The following is a 15,748-nucleotide window of genomic DNA, read 5'->3' as shown; positions in this document are numbered from 1 at the left end:
CTTTCGCAGGGCAATTTTCACGACAATTGACGTTGTCTGCTTCGCTGCCTGCTTTGTTGTCTTTCACTCTCTTGGAGGCCGTTTTCAATCAACGGTAACTCTCATTGCTATCGCAACTTCGGAGAATTATAGGGGAATCATTATTTATCGCAATCGACTCTTAATTTGAGAATTATTCCGTCTCAGCATTAAATTTGCCTGCATCATAGCGTTCCCAAAATTCAGAAGGCGACAGCGGCCGGGAGACTCCTTCAAACGACGTATCAATCTCTTGTAACGATGTCATATTCCTGACAGCCTCAATTCCTTTTTCGATTTTCTGAGGCGTAAAGATCAGCCGATTCAAAGATAATCCTGAAAGTGGCGAGAGATCTGTCACATCCGTTTGTGCAATGTTCAGCCGTTTCAGGGATACCATCTCTTTCAAGGCGTTCAAGTTTTTCACAGCACTCCCCTGCACATCCAGACTTGTCAGTCCGTGATTTGCAATCGCATTCAGTTCCTGAACAGCGGTATTCCTCATCCACAGCGTCCCCAAAGTCATTGTTTTGACAGTGTCTAGGTTTTGCAGCGGAGTATCACACAGGTTCAGTTCCTCAAGCTTCATGTTTTCCAGGGGAGATAAATCGACAATCGGGCATCCGTTCAGCCAGACAACCTTCAAGGGGGACAACCTCAGCGGCGAAATATCCTTGACTTTCGCCCCTTCTAAGTAGACGTGCGTCAGTTGGTCCATCCCTTCTAACGGGGAAAGATCCTCGATTTGAGATCGGGTCCCATCAAGATGCTTTAACGGCATCCCCTTGAGGCTCGATATGTCTTGAATCTGAGTTTCTGCCATCCCGATGTTTTCGAGAAGCATTCCCTCCAAAGGGGTCAGGTCTGTAATTCGAGTCTGAGAAATGTCCAACACTTTCAAAGGCTGACCTTTAAGCGGCTCTAACGTTTTAGCTCCGCTGTTCGTCAACAGGGCCATCACAAATTTGCGTCCTGCCTTTTCAAACTGTGCGTTCTCATTCGCACCGAGTGCCTCTCGCATTTCATTTGCGGTCAGAGGAGCCTCCGCTTTTTCCTCATCGGCAGTTTCGTTCGGATCAACAGTCGGCTTTACGGATTCAAAGTGACTTTGATCGCTGTTCGATGTGTCAGAGTTGGATGAGCCACAGCCACCCAACATGATCAACAGAACGGAAATCGTGACGGGCAGGAACAGGAGGGGGCGAAAAGACAAAGGTGGAATCCTCAATGCGACAGAAACAGTTGGTGCGAAGTCATGAAGTTCAGGGGTGCGTCAAGAAGGTTATTTCTTTTTGATCGCCCCCGACTGTAAATCCTTGACCACTTCCGCGAGGATCGCAGCGTCTCGTTTTTCGACAACATGGGCAACGCGCGGTTTCGGAACCCCTAATCGCAGCATCGTTTCTTCTGCAGACTTCCAAAGCTTTTCAGTCTGTTTGGCACCGGTCGCCAAGTATAAGCTGGTCACCAGTTCGCTGAGTCGCTGTTCATCGATTTGCTCTCGATTGTCATAATATCGGGAGATCACTTTCTTTTGATAATTCGAGTAGTCTTTCGCCATGGTCGCCTCAGGTTTTGTTCTGGATCAAAAAAGATTGTAGCGGAAATCGATTTCGGAAACAGTTTAGAACCAGTCCGAAAACCTCTGGAATAGCCGCTTTCCTCAACGTTCGAGAGAGCAATTTCACATTATAGGACCAGTTTAGAATCAGCCCGGAAAATCGTGGGATAGTCACTTTCCTCAACATTCAAGAAAACAATTTCAAGTTCAGGATCAGTTCTAAAAAGGGGAAGATCAAGAACAACGGAACAAGACGAGTTGATGCAAAAATGGTAAGATAACCTCGTGATCTGCCCTCGATAACCAAGGATTGTTTGTGAGTGACATTCAAGACAATAGCCGGCAAGACAACAACTGGGAACAAGCCGTCGACCGCTCAGTCGATGATCACTTTGACGAAATCAGGGAAGTCCGGCGGTATTTGCACCAGCATCCCGAACCGAGCGGAGCGGAAGTTGAAACGACTCAGTATCTTGCGGGCAGGCTTCAGCAGATCGGAGTCAAGGTGCAATTCGGACCAGGAAATCGAGGCCTGATCGTCGATGGCCCCGCATTCACAACGCCGAAGGTCGGATTACGGGCGGACATCGATGCTCTCCGTATTCAAGATCAAAAACAGACTTCGTATTGCAGCCAGGTGGATGGGTTGATGCACGCCTGCGGGCACGACGCCCATTCGGCAACCGTCTACGGTGCCATTCTTGCGTTGCTAGATGTTGAGAAATCCGGGCTTGTCGATTCCATCCCGTGGCGAGTGTTGTTTCAACCTGCTGAAGAAACGAACGAAGGGGCTCGTCAACTCGTCGAGGCAGGAGCCGTCGACGGACTTCAGGCACTCTTCAGCTTGCACATGGACCCTTCACGCAAAGTCGGCACGATTGGAATTCGCACGGGAGACTTCACCGCTGATTGCAACGAGCTTGAAATCGAAGTTCTCGGTCGCGGTGCACATGCCGCTCGACCTCATGAAGCATGCGATCCAATTGCAGCGGTGGCACAGCTCATCAGTTCCATTTTCCTTTTTGTTCCGCGAAGTACCGACTCGCAAGAACCGGTCGTTGTCAGCTTCGGACAAATCAATGCCGGGCAAAACCCTAATGTGATCCCAGATCGTGTCCTCGTTAGAGGGACTCTGCGAACGCTTCGTGAAGAGGTGAGTAAAAATACCATTTCACACTTGGAGCGTTTGGCTCGAGGAGTCGCTGAAGCGTCTGGAACGAGTATCCATGTGCGGCATCATGGTGGCCCCCCGGCCGTTTACAACGATCCATACTTGACTGAAATACTGACCGCATCAGCCACTGCAATTCTGGGGCGGCAAAACGTTAACGAAATTCCGAAACCAAGCATGGGGGGAGAAGATTTTGCGAACTACTTGTGCAAAGTAAAAGGAGCGATGTTTCGGCTGGGGTGTGCCAATGGTGACTCCCCTGCCCCGCCGCTGCACTCACCGTTGTTTGACATCGACGAAAACGCCCTCGCCATTGGAGCAAAAATCCTTGCACGAAGCGTCATCCAATGGTGTCGCAATAATTGATGCCGCTACCGTTTTAGCCACACCTATCAAAGAGAGACACAGCGTATGCCTAAAGCCTCCAAAAAAATCAACTTCTCCGAAAGTCCGGGCCCTTCACTGGGTGTTGAAGTCGAATTGGCACTTGTCGACAAACAAACAGGCGCCCTCCGCTCAGCCTGCCCCGGTCTGATTCAAGCACTCTCACAGAATGATCGTGAGGCTGCCAAACCGGAATTGATGGAGTGCTACGTCGAGATCAATACAGAAGTCTGCCAAAGTGTTGGCGAGGCACATCAACAGTTACGGTCACAATTAAAAACTGTTCAATCCGCAGCTGACACCGTCGGCATCGACCTGCTGTGGTCCGGAACGCATCCTTTTTCATCCTGGCAAAACCAACAAGTCAGTAACAAGGAACGCTACAACCGGATCGTCAGTCTGTTGCAGGATACGGCTCGACAGCTGGTGACATTCGGGTTGCATGTGCATGTCGGAGTCGACTCTGGTGACAAAGCGGTGATGATCTGCGACCGTATTCTCAAGCACTTGCCCGAACTTCTGGCTGCAAGTTGCAACAGCCCCTTCTGGGAGGGCCGCGACACTGGACTTTGTTCGTGGCGAACAAAAGTCATGGAAGGACTTCCGACCGCTGGACTCCCACCATTCATGCGAAATTGGAGCGAATACGCCTGGTTAATCAATCACCTGATCGACACCGGATTCATCGAGACGATTCGTGAAATCTGGTGGGACGTTCGACCGCACCACAATTTTGGAACAGTCGAAATACGAATCTGTGACATGCCCGGTCAACTTGACGATGCAATGGGACTTGTCGCCTATGTTCACTGCCTCGTGAAACACCTTTCGGATGCCATTGACGAAGGACTGTATCAACACGATTGTCACCCGATGCTGGTTCGGCAAAACAAATGGCGTGCCGCCCGCTACGGACTCGATGCCGAACTTGTCGATAGCATCACACACGAACTTGTCCCCGCTCGAAAAATCATCAGCGACACCTGCGACAGGTTTGAAGAGATCGCGCAAGAACTCAACTGTGTTGACGAACTCAAAGAAATGAAACGCTTCGCCACCGAAAGGAATTGGTCTCAACGCCAGCTCGATCAACTCAATGACAACAGCGATCCCCAAGCACTGGTCCAATGGATGGTGAAGCAATCACGAATTGAATGAAAGCCTGACTCCCATGATGATCGTGACGACCAAATGAGCTTCCCTGAATCAGCAAACACCGACTTAGCAAACACCGGCTCGGCATGAATTGAAGACGTTTTATCTCGACATTTGCTGTGCTTGTTTTTCGTGAAGCCGACTTTGTTCCGAATTGTTTTGGACGGCGTAGAGCTTTGCAAGCAGTTGATGAATTTGCGGTTGGCCGGGATTCAATTCGAGCGAGCGTTTTGCAGCTGAGATGGCTTCGTCAAATCTTCTGAGTTCAGCGAGAATTTGAGCGTGGAAGCCGAAGTATTCCGCGTCCCATGGGATCACATCCACCAGTCGCTGGCTGTATTCAACGCTCAGCGCTGGTTGCCCAGCTTCCAGGTGAACGAACATCAAACGTCGGAGGAGCAATTCATTTTCAGGCTGCACCTCGAGTGCTTTTTGCCAAGTCTGAATCGCCGAAGCATATGCCTGCTGGAGTTGAAGGGCGATTCCTAAAGTGAGTGCAGCTTCGATGTCATTCGGGACAGCCTCAACCCACTTCTCCAGAAACGATATTGTCCTCCCAGCCAAGTCAGGGTTCCCAATACTCTCTGAAATCCGAACCTGCATAATCGCTTTTGCACGATCCAATTCATTTTTGGGAATGAGGTTCTCTTTTTCTCCTACAACCACCATGACTGCCTGCTCTTCATCCGCTTCGTGCTGATGGCTTCTCTCCGGCGGAGGCTCGCGCAACACTCGATGGTCAGACTGTGCAACATGAGAAATATTACTCGACGTCGCCACCGGCATGTGGCACTGAATGCACGAATCTTCAGAAGAGACCAGAAGACGCTCCGAAATGGGTCGGCTGCATTCGACATTTCCCGGGGAGTGGCACTCTAAGCATTTCGATTTATAAAAACTGACCTTCTCCTCAGCACTCGGGACAGTATGCGGATCGTGACAAGAGATACAGCCAAGCTTTCCATCGCTTTTCTGGTAACAGCGGCTGTCAAACATTTGTTCAGCCTGGCTGACGACTTTGGAGGCATGGCGATGCTCCTTGACGTCACCGGCCCCATTTTTATGATCGTTCTCCTGGATGAAAATGGTCCAAATATCGGCGAGGTCATCCCCCGGTCGAAAATCAAAATCGCTTCGATCAAATCGAGTGAGGCGGCTCTCACCACCAAGGTGACACTGCATGCAAACGTGATCACGCGTTCGGGGAGGCAAGTCGATCGGATTCACGATCGGATCTTTGGGGAGATCAATCTTGCCGTGATGGAACTGGACATGTTCTTCACCAGGACCGTGACACCGCTCACAACCGATCGATTCTTCAATGAACGGATTGGCTTGATAAGAATCTGGCGTTCCGGAAGCAGTGGCGACCCGGCCAGCATGGCAACTCAAGCAGTCGTCCACAATTCGCCGACCAAATTGCATGTTCCGGATATGGTAAGCAGGTGAAAGGTCCCAGGCCCCAGACTGGGAGTACCATGTCACTGGGGACATAAACAGCAGGCCATCATGATTGATGAGGTAGGATCGTCCACGGACTCCGGCACCAATTGCATATTGAACAGGGACATCCCGCGAGTAAATCTGGTCTCCATTTCTTCTTTCCAGTATCTCCCGGTGGATGACCTCGTCTTCAGTTTTTTCAATTTCGTAGGTGAGTCGCAAATCAGAACCAGGCGCGGAATCTGCACTGAACCGATCCTCACCCTCATAATCTTCGATGGGAGTCGCTTCCATCACCTTCGCCAGAGATTGGCCCATCGGGTGCTGCGAGTAGTGCTCATGGATTTCGGTATGACACTCGACACACGCCTGACTGCCGAGATACCCCTGAGACGGCGCCGGCCGCGGCTTGGGAGATGTGATCGTCAATTCAGGTTGCGTGGAATCTGGAGCCGGGGCCTGCGAGGCCTCTTTTGGCGCGGTGGGTCCACAACCGGTCAGGAGACAAAGCATCACAACAGAAACAATTTTCATTCTGTCGAACGTACTGGCTGAGCCATCTTTTTTCATCAGGATTCCTGAATAGAATTGAGTTTACCTTCTATCCGGAAATCACTGCGATGTAAAGGATTTCCCAGTCATTGAGAGGCGAACTTTATGTATTAGCCCAGTCTTTCAAGTTCCGAAGAGCCCCCTGAGTCGCGAAGAAACCGAGTCAGATCACTACGATGCACCGACGCCAGCAGCTGTCACGCCCAGCACTTCACTCCAAGCTGCATCGTGCTGCCCGGTGCACAAGAACCAATTGAATTGATCCCAGTGATGAGTAAGATAACAACTGCTCCTGTTTCCCAAGTTCAGTATTGAGAGAACTTCATGATGAGAGAATCGATCGTGCTGCACCTGAGACGGCCTTGCCTGTTCGGCATTCTTGCATCCCTGTTACTGCCGTTGTTCGTGCCAGCGCATGTTTCTGCTCAGGACGCAAAGGTTCAGCTTTACCAAAGCCGTAACTTTCAGCTGATGACAGATCTCTCCAAAGACGAGGCTGATGAGCTGCTCGAAGAATTGGAGACGATGCTGAAACTTGTCGCCGACTACTGGGGTCGGCGGAATCGCAAGCCAATTCGGATGTTTGTCTTCGATGATTTCGACAACTGGCCGCAAGAGCAAATCGCGAAGCTTTCCCCAGATGGACTTCGGTCCGTTCGTACTGGTGGAGGACTAACGATTACTCAAGTACGAGGTTTTGTGGGAGGGCCGAAAATCGATTCTAACGCAATTGTCTACGCGGTCTCCGATCACAAGACCCCGCAACATGAAGCCATTCATGCCTACTGCGGAATCAACTTTGGGAGCACAGGACCGGTCTGGTATTCCGAGGGAATGGCTGAAGTCGGGAAGTATTTCCGCGCAGGCGAACGTGGCGTCAACGCGAGTGAAAATGTGATCAACTATCTCCAATCGCAAGAGCCGAAATCGTTGGGAGCGATCGTCAACAATCCCCTCGAACAGACAGGTGACTCATGGCAAAACTACGCCTGGCGATGGGTTCTCTGTCATATGTTGGGAGCCAATAAAAATTACTCAGCCCGATTCAAACCTTTGGGGCTTGCGCTGCTTGCCGACCGCAAGGTGAGTTTCGATTCCGTCTATGGGGCACAGGCTGAGGAAATCGAATTCGAATACAATCTCTTCCTCAAAGATATGGAGCCCGGATACCGATGCGATCTTTGCAGCTGGGACTGGAAAACGAAATTTCGTCTCCTTTCTGAACGGACGACTGCCTTCTCAAAGATTCGAGCCGACTCCGGCTGGCAAGCGAGTAAAGCAAAAGTCTTTGCTGGCGACACCTATTCTTTAAAGACCGAAAAAGAATGGACTCTCAGCAAAGAAGGTCCACTACTGTCGGCAGCGGGGGACGAGAACGGAAACGGGCAATTGATTGGCATCATCTTTGATGACTACAAACTGAGTGAACCCTTTGAAATCGGCGGGAATGAAACCTTCACAGTCCCCACCAGCGGGGAACTGTTCCTGCGTTGTCAAGATAAATGGGGAGAACTCGCAGACAACAAAGGGGTGATCGATGTCCGTATCGGACTTATCGAAAAAGGTGAGCGATCAGAGAATAGTCGCTAAGAATCGTGCGAACACGCTGAGTTTGCTCCCTCACAAAAAAATAGCGGACTTAACGAAGAGAGTCCTTGCTTTCACTCCTCGCAGTCCGCTCGATTCCAGATTGTGCCACTTGCTCGTCAATCAAGCTAAGCCCTGTTGGGCTCACTTATTTCTCTAAGCGGAAGTCGTGTGTGTTCTCACCCGGATTGACCACTGCGATCAGTTCCGAGTTTGCATTGTACTTGGCTGGAACTTTTTCGACGACGCGTTGAAGTTGAGACTGATCAAGATCGTCTCCATCCAGTTCCTCAAGATCTTCGCCTTCGCCAACGGTTGTGATAACTACTTTATTCTGACCGACCTTGCAGCCTCTTGTGTCACGGATGTAGACCAATTCGTACATCCCCTGCTCATCTGTCTTCCCAGTCGCTGGGCGACCTTCCTCGGGGATGAAAGAGATTGACGCACCGGGCAGCACCTCTCCTTCGAAAAAGACTGTCCCACTCACCCGGCCCAGGTCCGGCTGATCATCTGCACCACCCTGACCACAGCCTGTTAAGGTTAATGCTGATAATACCATTACCAGATTGCCAATTCGTCTCGGATTCTTCATTTCTATAGTCACTCGAAAAAATTCAATGTTGTCTAAGTTGGTGAAATATCACTTCAAAGCTGATTGACGTTCCGTAGAAAAAGTCGGTGAAGAGTGCTCTTCATGTGATGAAGCAATCTTCTCCACGAGACTGAACTCGTGGCGAATTTTCAAGAATGATTTAGAACTCACCCGGGAGTTCACCGTTGGCTCGAGTGCTAATGGACCGGTATGTCGTCATGTCGAGATTTTCGGACAGGAATCGGACACTGCCGTCACCAAGCAAAAACTGGGCTCCACCAACATGGAAGCTGCCAGCTGCCTCTTCTCCGTAGGAATTGATCGGATCATTGCTTTCAGCAGCGATGAGGTACTCCGTCATCTCTGTAGGAGGATTCGAGTCTGCACCGCCAGAAAAACAATGTTTGCGATCGCTTCCCGCGCCACCCAGCAGATTTGCATCTCCACCTGAATCGATGACTTCGCTGACGAAGATGGTATTGGAGAGTCCGTCAATCACATCACGAAAGCGAACGCTGCTGCTGATGAAGAATACGCCGTCGGCATTCATGCAGCCCCCGCGAGCAGCCATTCCAGCAGCTGTGGTCACCGAACCGCTGTAGCAATTATCGCCAGAGTTTCCGATCAGAGTTCCCATATTCCCGTTGTAATTCGATGGAGCATAGCCACCCTTTTGTGGTCCAGTTGTCACATCTGGCTGTGAGGGACACCAGAACATAGAAAGCACGGTCTGGCCTGCCAGTTGTTGCTTAGGGCTGGTCGTTGATCCTGACTCAGCTCCTATGCCGCTATCATTCGGCCCCTGGATCTGCTGGTAGAGTGGACCCTGATCGAGGAACGGGAGAATACTGGCATGCCATGTCCATCCATGACCATAATATGTTGTCCCGGAGGCGTTGAGCAGCACAATGCTGCCTGCTGGCAGGCTGTTGTGTGTATCGTGATAGTTGTGCAACGCCAACCCGATCTGCTTTAGATTATTTTTACACCTCGTACGCCGGGCAGCCTCTCGAGCCTGCTGAACTGCCGGTAGAAGCAAAGCCACCAAGATGGCGATAATTGCTATCACGACTAACAACTCAATAAGCGTAAAACCTCGACGAACTTTCATAACAATACCTTCCTGAATTGGGTTCTCATATCAACGTAGAATCAGTCCGAAAACCTCTGGGATTGTCGCTTTACTCAATGTTTAAGCGATCAAAATCAGGTTTCAGGATCAGTTCTCAATAATTTTGGAGAGGTCAGATAGCAAAAAATAAATTGACCTTGCGAGCCCCCAAAATAGCTCACCATTGTTCAGGGAACGTGAGGCGAATATGAAGATTCAGTGAATACGTGAATAAAGAACAATTCAAGTTGCGAGCAGCAAGCAAGCCCTCACAAAGAGACCGAAATCACATCACCAACAATGAATGATTCCAGCAAAGAGCAAGCTGGTTTTCGACCGAGTCCACGCATCGCAGAGCACGACTACTCATCACGAAATCTGGTAGAGAGTTGAGTTTGCAATCATTGAAATGCAACTCAAGCCCGTCACCCCTGACTAGACACCGGAGGTACGAAATCAGCGATCAATGAAAGCCCCGAGATGTCAGCGCAATTCAGGACGAGATCCAGCTCGCTGTTTACCGGCCAATCAACGCGAATGGCAACCTATTCCACCAGATCACTAAATTGGAATTTCAACTTTCGGGCTGGATGCAATCCTTCATAACTGAGAAGCCGTTTTTCTGCTTCCAGTTTATGATCGGAATAACAAATGTCGATTGCTACCTCTTGCAAACGTACGGCGGAATTGAATTTTCCAACTGCTGCATACGCGGCAACCGCTGAGTCATAACTCACCCAGGAACGTCGACGTTTTTTGCGGTGAATTCTTAGGTACACTGTTTGGGACTGTGAAGTGGTATCAACTTGACGGGCGCGCGATTCCTTGAGAGTTGTGGATCGCATCGAAGTGGACTGGGGTTAGTCCAGTTTCGACTAGAACAAGTTGGAAATAATGAGAAACGCGACAAACATCATTACCACTATCACGACAACAATAATCTCGGGGGACGGGAGTCGCTCTTGCAAGGACGCTATTGTCGTTTCAATTAGCTCTTTTCGTTTACGCTCAGAAGCTTCTCGCTCAGCTTTTGCTTTAGCCTCGGCTTGACTTCGCTTCAGTCGAAATTCTTCAGCCTGCTTCTTTTGTCGCTGCGCCGCTCTCCATTTCAGATTTGCTTCTACGACTCGTCTTGGCTCCCAGTATGCATCCCACTCGACACGCACATTACGAGGGCAAAAGAGATCCGAAAAGCGAATCGCGAATCGTTTTGCGAGATACTCATTGTCGAACTGCAGTTGGGACACAATAAGCATCTGAATTTTATCCGGGTCAACTGCTTGAATGACAAATTGATTTTTCCTGCAAGCATGATCGCTGGGCTGATAGCTTTCAAAATCTAGGTTGGCTCTTTGAGAACACCGATGATCATTGCCCCAGATTGAACCGATAATTTCGTCTGCTCGAAATCCTATCTCTCGATACGCACCATTCTTATCTCTTAAAACCAACACAACACCGCTGTCACTGAGTATGGCTTTTCCAGAACGCCTGTTCATGAAAAAAAAATGCGAGCTATCAAGACGTGGATCGCCACCGAGATAGGTCACATCTTCGGCAAGGATAACCTCAGGGCTTTTATCTGCCTCCTGCTCACTCCCGTTACAGCAGTCAATGAGTATTTCATAAGCCTGTTTAATCGCTTTGAATTTTTCCTGAGCCCGTGAGTACATCTTAGTCCCAGCTGCAAAACGATCGGGATGCCAAGCAAAGGACTCATCCTTGTACGCTCGGCGCAATTCTTCTGAAGTGAAAACCTCATCTAATCCAAGAACTCGAAGAGCTTCATTTCTAGTCATTGAACTTGGCCCCAAAACTATCTGAAGTGTCGCGGGCAAGGACATGTCCCCTGTATTTAAGTTTTACAGCATTTCTGGGGCCAGTCCCGGTAACTCCGCCGTTTGTTTGCGGAAGCGGCAACATAGAGGTTGCCGCTTCCGCTCTACTCGTTCGCTCCAGCCTGAGGAGCTGTTTCGCAAAACTGGTGGCTATTTCGATGTGCTGTTGAGCCTGGCTTTTTCTTCAGCGGCTCGCTTTTCGGCATCTTTAGGGTGTTTGGAGAATGATTCGAAAACGTCCCCGACAACTTGGTCCGCCAGCATGCTGAGTTCGGTCAGAATCATGATTTCGGCTTCGGGGAGTAGCCTCGACCTGTTCGGTTCATAGCCACCGACCTCATAGGATTTTTCAGTCGCGATGTAACCGACGTGCCCGTTTGCATAGCCGATGATGATCGGGATTGCACGATCAGCAATCGATTCTTCCAACGTAAAACCGTACTCAACCATCGGTTCTCCTGGCATCGTGAGCAACAGGTAAGGGCCGATTTTCATCGCTTGCAATTCAGCATCGATGCGCCCTTCTTTGCCCGGAAGAGAGACTGTCGTATTCGCCACTCGAATGGGGTAAAACTCTTCACGCTTCTTGAGATTTTCTCTGGTGACATTCTTCGCCAAGGTCCGCACAACGGCACTTCCGAGATCTCGACCAGCCCACTGAATATCGGCTTCATCAGCACAGCGATACGGATACCCAGGAAGATTCGGGCGGATGTCTCCAGCACAGCCCTGAAGAAATAGAGAGTCGGTTTTCCCGGCATAACTCATTTCGACAAAAGACTGCGCGACTCCCGGAAAGTCGGCACTCATTCTAGGATACCCATTCGGATAAGGATTGCTTCCTTTGTCTCCCCAGGTGAAGAAACAGGGATGACACACTGCGTGCATCAGCACGGCCATCGGCGTGAGTGACTCCCCATCATCAAACCGCAGCACTTTCACGCGTGGGTCATTCGGTCCATCGGGGTTCAAGCGAACGACAGCTCGGCCATCGATCGTTTTACGCCGGTTGATTCCAAAAGAGATCTGATCTTCCCCATAACCAATGCTGACCGGTCGCAAGTTGGAGTTCGCAGTTTTCGCAGTAGCGACGATTTTCTGAACCAGCTCACGTCCCCACTCGGAATCTGCTTCAAACCCAGGTCCCGAATGATTGTGGGAAGCTGTCACCATAATGTTTGCAGCTGGGACGCCGGTTGCTTTCTCGATTTGCGGGCGGACGATTTGCACAAATTCAGTCCAGGCAAAAATGGTATCGAGAGTCACAATGGCAGCTTTGGTTTCTCCATCAGAGAGGACCAGCACACCCGCCCGCAGAGGATCACGAACGCCGGTCACCTTACGGCGATGTCCAACGACTTCAAAGTCTTTCACTTCGCTGGGAGTAATGTCGACTTTGGCTACTCCTGCCTGCAAGTTCGATTGTACTTGAAACTTTCCATCTTCGGCATGAACACCAGCACCGCTGCTGAACGCACCAACGGTTATTACCAGCATGCACTGTAGGAATTTCTTCATTGATGATCGCTCCGGTCAACTCATGTAAGAATGCAGGAAAAGGTCTCGCGACCAATCAACATTGGTCAGCCCCCTGCCTTGATGAAAACACTTGAAGTTATTGAGAAACAGCATTGAGCAACAGCTTCACTCCCAGCGGATCGCTTACGCCCGAGACAGCAAGCTTTGGATTCCGCCAGAGAGCACTTGATCCATTTCAGGAGCACACCAGGCTACGCTGACAGCGTACCCGCCTTGGGGATAAGCGTCGGCCGTCGGAATGTACCAGGGACCGCCGTCTCCGTACGCGGCACACGCAACAAAACGATTCGGTGCACTCGCTTGTGCTCGCAACTGGTACTCGATGAAACTCTCTGATGGCAGGTGCAACAGCGAGACATCATTCACATGCAGCGAGCTCAGCGTGATCGGCTTTTGAGCGTGAATCCGCCGAATGAATGCGACTGTGTAGGACGGGCGGTTTCGATTGACGACACGTTGTTTTTTGTCGGAAATCTGCTTCATTAATACTTCTTCGTTGAACAGAGGGTTGAGCGGCGGCAGAATATCTTCGGTCTCCCATTTCACGCTTTCGATTGGCTGTAACTGGAGTTCTTTCTCCGCTCCCATCATCCCGTCCAACATGCGTTTTGTCAGAATCGGCCGCATTTCGTGCGAACCGTTGTTGTACTTCCCGGCTCCAATGTTTCCTCCACAGCCGTTGAAGTAAAGGTGAGTGCAATCCGGTTCTTGTTTCTGCTTTTCTTTTCGAGCCAGTCCACAGAAGTCCGAACTGACGCGACCATCTCCGTAGTAACTCATGGGGTGGCAGGCGTAGTAATGGCTGGCGACAATTTTTTTGTCTCCATTGTAGAAAGCGACCGTTTTCAGCATCGGGTCGATGAGCCCTTCAGGGAACTGTTGATGAGCGGGACTCTTCGAACTGCTGCCACGTTGCGTTAAGACTTTTCCATTGAGCCCGATGAGCCGGCGATTCCCGGCGACTTTTTGAACCGCAGCTTGTCCACTGGCAACATGGGTGACAGGTGTCGTTTGAGTGAGGGCTTTTTTGACCGCCTTTCGCCCCGCGTCGAGGCACTTGCGGTAGAAATCAAGCTCGACGATATGCGGAAGGTCTCCCTGTTCGAGAATGATCTCTTCGGAATCCAAACAGGCGAAGGGGGCATTGTGTTGATGCACGCAGTGAACGGTGACTCGGTCGATCGTTGTCCCTGCAGCATCGGCGAGTGCTTGTCGCCATTGAATGTGAGCTGAATTTAACAGACCGGTCCAATCAACAACGCAAACAACAATCGGTTTGCCAGCACCGAGTAGAACGTACCCGATGGCTTCCAGCGGATCATCCACAGCCATCACAGGCTTGATCCATCCGCCACACAGCGAGTGCCCCATCGGTGGGGTGACGTCAAAGCGAAATGTCCCAACATGCAAATTTCCCGAACCTTCAGCAGCCTGAGCAAATTTGGGAGCGAGTGAAGTTGCCAGCGCGGCACTGGTCGAGGTCGCAAGAAACTGACGGCGAGAAACTTCAGGGGACGAGTTCATGGACTTGCCTTTTTATACGGAGTAAAGGTCATACAAGATGGGGGCGGTTTTCGATGGAAATTGTAGCAACTCAATGTAATGCGTTGCGACACACATCGGAAATCATAATTCCGATAATCGGTGCACACTTGGAGCACGCTTGATGCAGACTGTCTCCTGCCGCGCGAGAATTCATCGGAGGTTGACCAGCGGCTGATTGAATAAGAAGCGAACCACGCGACGTGAAACAGGTCCCTCATTCTGCCCTCTTGATTGACACTCTCATCTGAGATCGTACCTTGATGAACTTGTTTTGTTTGAATCACCCTTTACGAAAGTCCGCAAAGATGAAACTTTTCTTTTCACTCGCAGGCGTGGCACTCTTCTTTCTCCCTGCGAGTCTCTTCGCTGTCGATGCACATGGAGAAGTGATTCTGGAAGATCATTTCGAACGGACTGAAACCGATGATCAACTTGAGCAGGTCGGAAATGGCTGGGGGACGAACAGCAAAAGTCGGGCGAAGGGAGTCAAACAAGTTGATCTCGTCGATGGAGCGATGCACATCACGCGAGCCGACGTCGCAGACCACGGTGTCTCCGTGACTCATGAAGTCGCCTTCAAGGATGCCACGATTGAACTACGATTCAAGCTGGGAAAAAACGATGATCTCGGAATCAACATTGCCGACATGAAAGAGAAGTCCGTTCATGCTGGGCATATTTGCATGACACGCATTCGACCAAATCGAGTCGAAATCGTTGACTTAAAGACAGGTCGAATGGATTTAAAAAATCGAGAGCGCCGTCTCGCCAATCAACTTTCTGAAGACGAAAAGAGAGACATCAACAAGAAGTCGAAGTATTTCAAAGTTGACCTGAAAGCGAATCAGTGGCACCAGTTGAAAGTCAGCATTCAAGGCGATGTGATGTCGGTAACCATCGACGAGAAATTCGTTGGAAAATTCCAATCTAATGGAATTGGACACCTGACGAAAAGTCGGTTGCGATTAGCAGTCGGGAAATCTGCCTGGGTTGATGATGTCAAAGTCACACGGCTGAATTAGAGAATTTTACTGCCAGCGAGATGACTGCAAATCGAGACGCATCACTCCTTGCATTCCTTCCCATTGTATTCCATGACCTCCACTGTGCGTAACGCATGTGAGTACAGTTCCGTCAAGATTTCAATCGGGAGTTTCACCTGCTCCCGAAATAAAAAACGGCTGTGAACTCGAAGTTCACAGCCGTCAGTGAGAGCGAATATTCGCTACGCTAAAACACTTCCAATGTG

The 15,748-nt window shown here is 50.2% G+C and carries 12 protein-coding genes; 4 read left to right on the top strand and 8 right to left on the bottom strand.

The window, feature by feature from the left end:
• Positions 1 to 172 precede the first annotated feature (172 nt).
• Positions 173 to 1,231, bottom strand: coding sequence for a leucine-rich repeat domain-containing protein (locus Mal48_RS05870; protein WP_145197033.1), 1,059 nt, complete (start codon positions 1,229 to 1,231; stop codon positions 173 to 175).
• Between the two features lie 69 nt (positions 1,232 to 1,300).
• Positions 1,301 to 1,579: a hypothetical protein gene (locus Mal48_RS05865; protein WP_145197031.1), complete on the bottom strand. Its 279-nt coding sequence runs from the start codon at positions 1,577 to 1,579 to the stop codon at positions 1,301 to 1,303.
• 316 nt (positions 1,580 to 1,895) lie between these two features.
• Here Mal48_RS05865 and Mal48_RS05860 point away from each other — a divergent pair, with 316 nt between their 5' ends.
• The gene (locus Mal48_RS05860) at positions 1,896 to 3,116 is read left to right on the top strand and encodes a M20 metallopeptidase family protein (RefSeq protein ID WP_197442094.1); all 1,221 of its coding nucleotides are present in this window, start codon (positions 1,896 to 1,898) and stop codon (positions 3,114 to 3,116) included.
• A gap of 45 nt (positions 3,117 to 3,161) precedes the next feature.
• Positions 3,162 to 4,292, top strand: coding sequence for a carboxylate-amine ligase (locus tag Mal48_RS05855; protein ID WP_145197027.1), 1,131 nt, complete (start codon positions 3,162 to 3,164; stop codon positions 4,290 to 4,292).
• A gap of 99 nt (positions 4,293 to 4,391) precedes the next feature.
• Here the strand turns inward: Mal48_RS05855 and Mal48_RS05850 are convergent, their stop codons facing one another.
• Entirely contained in the window at positions 4,392 to 6,302 is a 1,911-nt protein-coding gene (locus tag Mal48_RS05850) for a multiheme c-type cytochrome (RefSeq protein WP_145197025.1), read from the bottom strand.
• Between the two features lie 306 nt (positions 6,303 to 6,608).
• On the opposite strand from Mal48_RS05850, the gene Mal48_RS05845 reads away from it, so the two are divergent.
• Complete coding sequence (locus tag Mal48_RS05845) at positions 6,609 to 7,874, top strand: hypothetical protein (protein WP_231739925.1); 1,266 nt, start codon at positions 6,609 to 6,611, stop codon at positions 7,872 to 7,874.
• 145 nt (positions 7,875 to 8,019) lie between these two features.
• Here the strand turns inward: Mal48_RS05845 and Mal48_RS05840 are convergent, their stop codons facing one another.
• The 5 genes from Mal48_RS05840 to Mal48_RS05815 form a co-directional block, all read right to left on the bottom strand.
• Entirely contained in the window at positions 8,020 to 8,433 is a 414-nt protein-coding gene (locus tag Mal48_RS05840) for a carboxypeptidase regulatory-like domain-containing protein (protein WP_145197023.1), read from the bottom strand.
• A gap of 193 nt (positions 8,434 to 8,626) precedes the next feature.
• Positions 8,627 to 9,577, bottom strand: a complete 951-nt coding sequence (locus Mal48_RS05835) for a DUF1559 domain-containing protein (protein ID WP_145197021.1) — start codon at positions 9,575 to 9,577, stop codon at positions 8,627 to 8,629.
• A gap of 875 nt (positions 9,578 to 10,452) precedes the next feature.
• On the bottom strand, positions 10,453 to 11,415 hold the full coding sequence (locus Mal48_RS05825; protein WP_197442092.1) for a DnaJ domain-containing protein: 963 nt from the start codon (positions 11,413 to 11,415) through the stop codon (positions 10,453 to 10,455).
• Positions 11,416 to 11,565: 150 nt separating this feature from the next.
• A complete protein-coding gene (locus tag Mal48_RS05820; protein WP_197442091.1) occupies positions 11,566 to 12,933 on the bottom strand; it encodes a hypothetical protein in 1,368 nt (455 codons plus the stop codon).
• Positions 12,934 to 13,077: 144 nt separating this feature from the next.
• A complete protein-coding gene (locus Mal48_RS05815; RefSeq protein ID WP_145197015.1) occupies positions 13,078 to 14,478 on the bottom strand; it encodes a hypothetical protein in 1,401 nt (466 codons plus the stop codon).
• A 326-nt stretch (positions 14,479 to 14,804) separates the two neighbouring features.
• Here Mal48_RS05815 and Mal48_RS05810 point away from each other — a divergent pair, with 326 nt between their 5' ends.
• A complete protein-coding gene (locus Mal48_RS05810) occupies positions 14,805 to 15,521 on the top strand; it encodes a family 16 glycoside hydrolase (protein WP_145197013.1) in 717 nt (238 codons plus the stop codon).
• Positions 15,522 to 15,748: the final 227 nt, after the last annotated feature.

The sequence above is a fragment of the Thalassoglobus polymorphus genome (assembly GCF_007744255.1).
In the GTDB taxonomy this organism is placed as follows: domain Bacteria; phylum Planctomycetota; class Planctomycetia; order Planctomycetales; family Planctomycetaceae; genus Thalassoglobus; species Thalassoglobus polymorphus.
The sequence above is the reverse complement of the archived record's forward strand: the minus strand, read 5'-3'. Positions and strand labels throughout refer to the sequence as shown.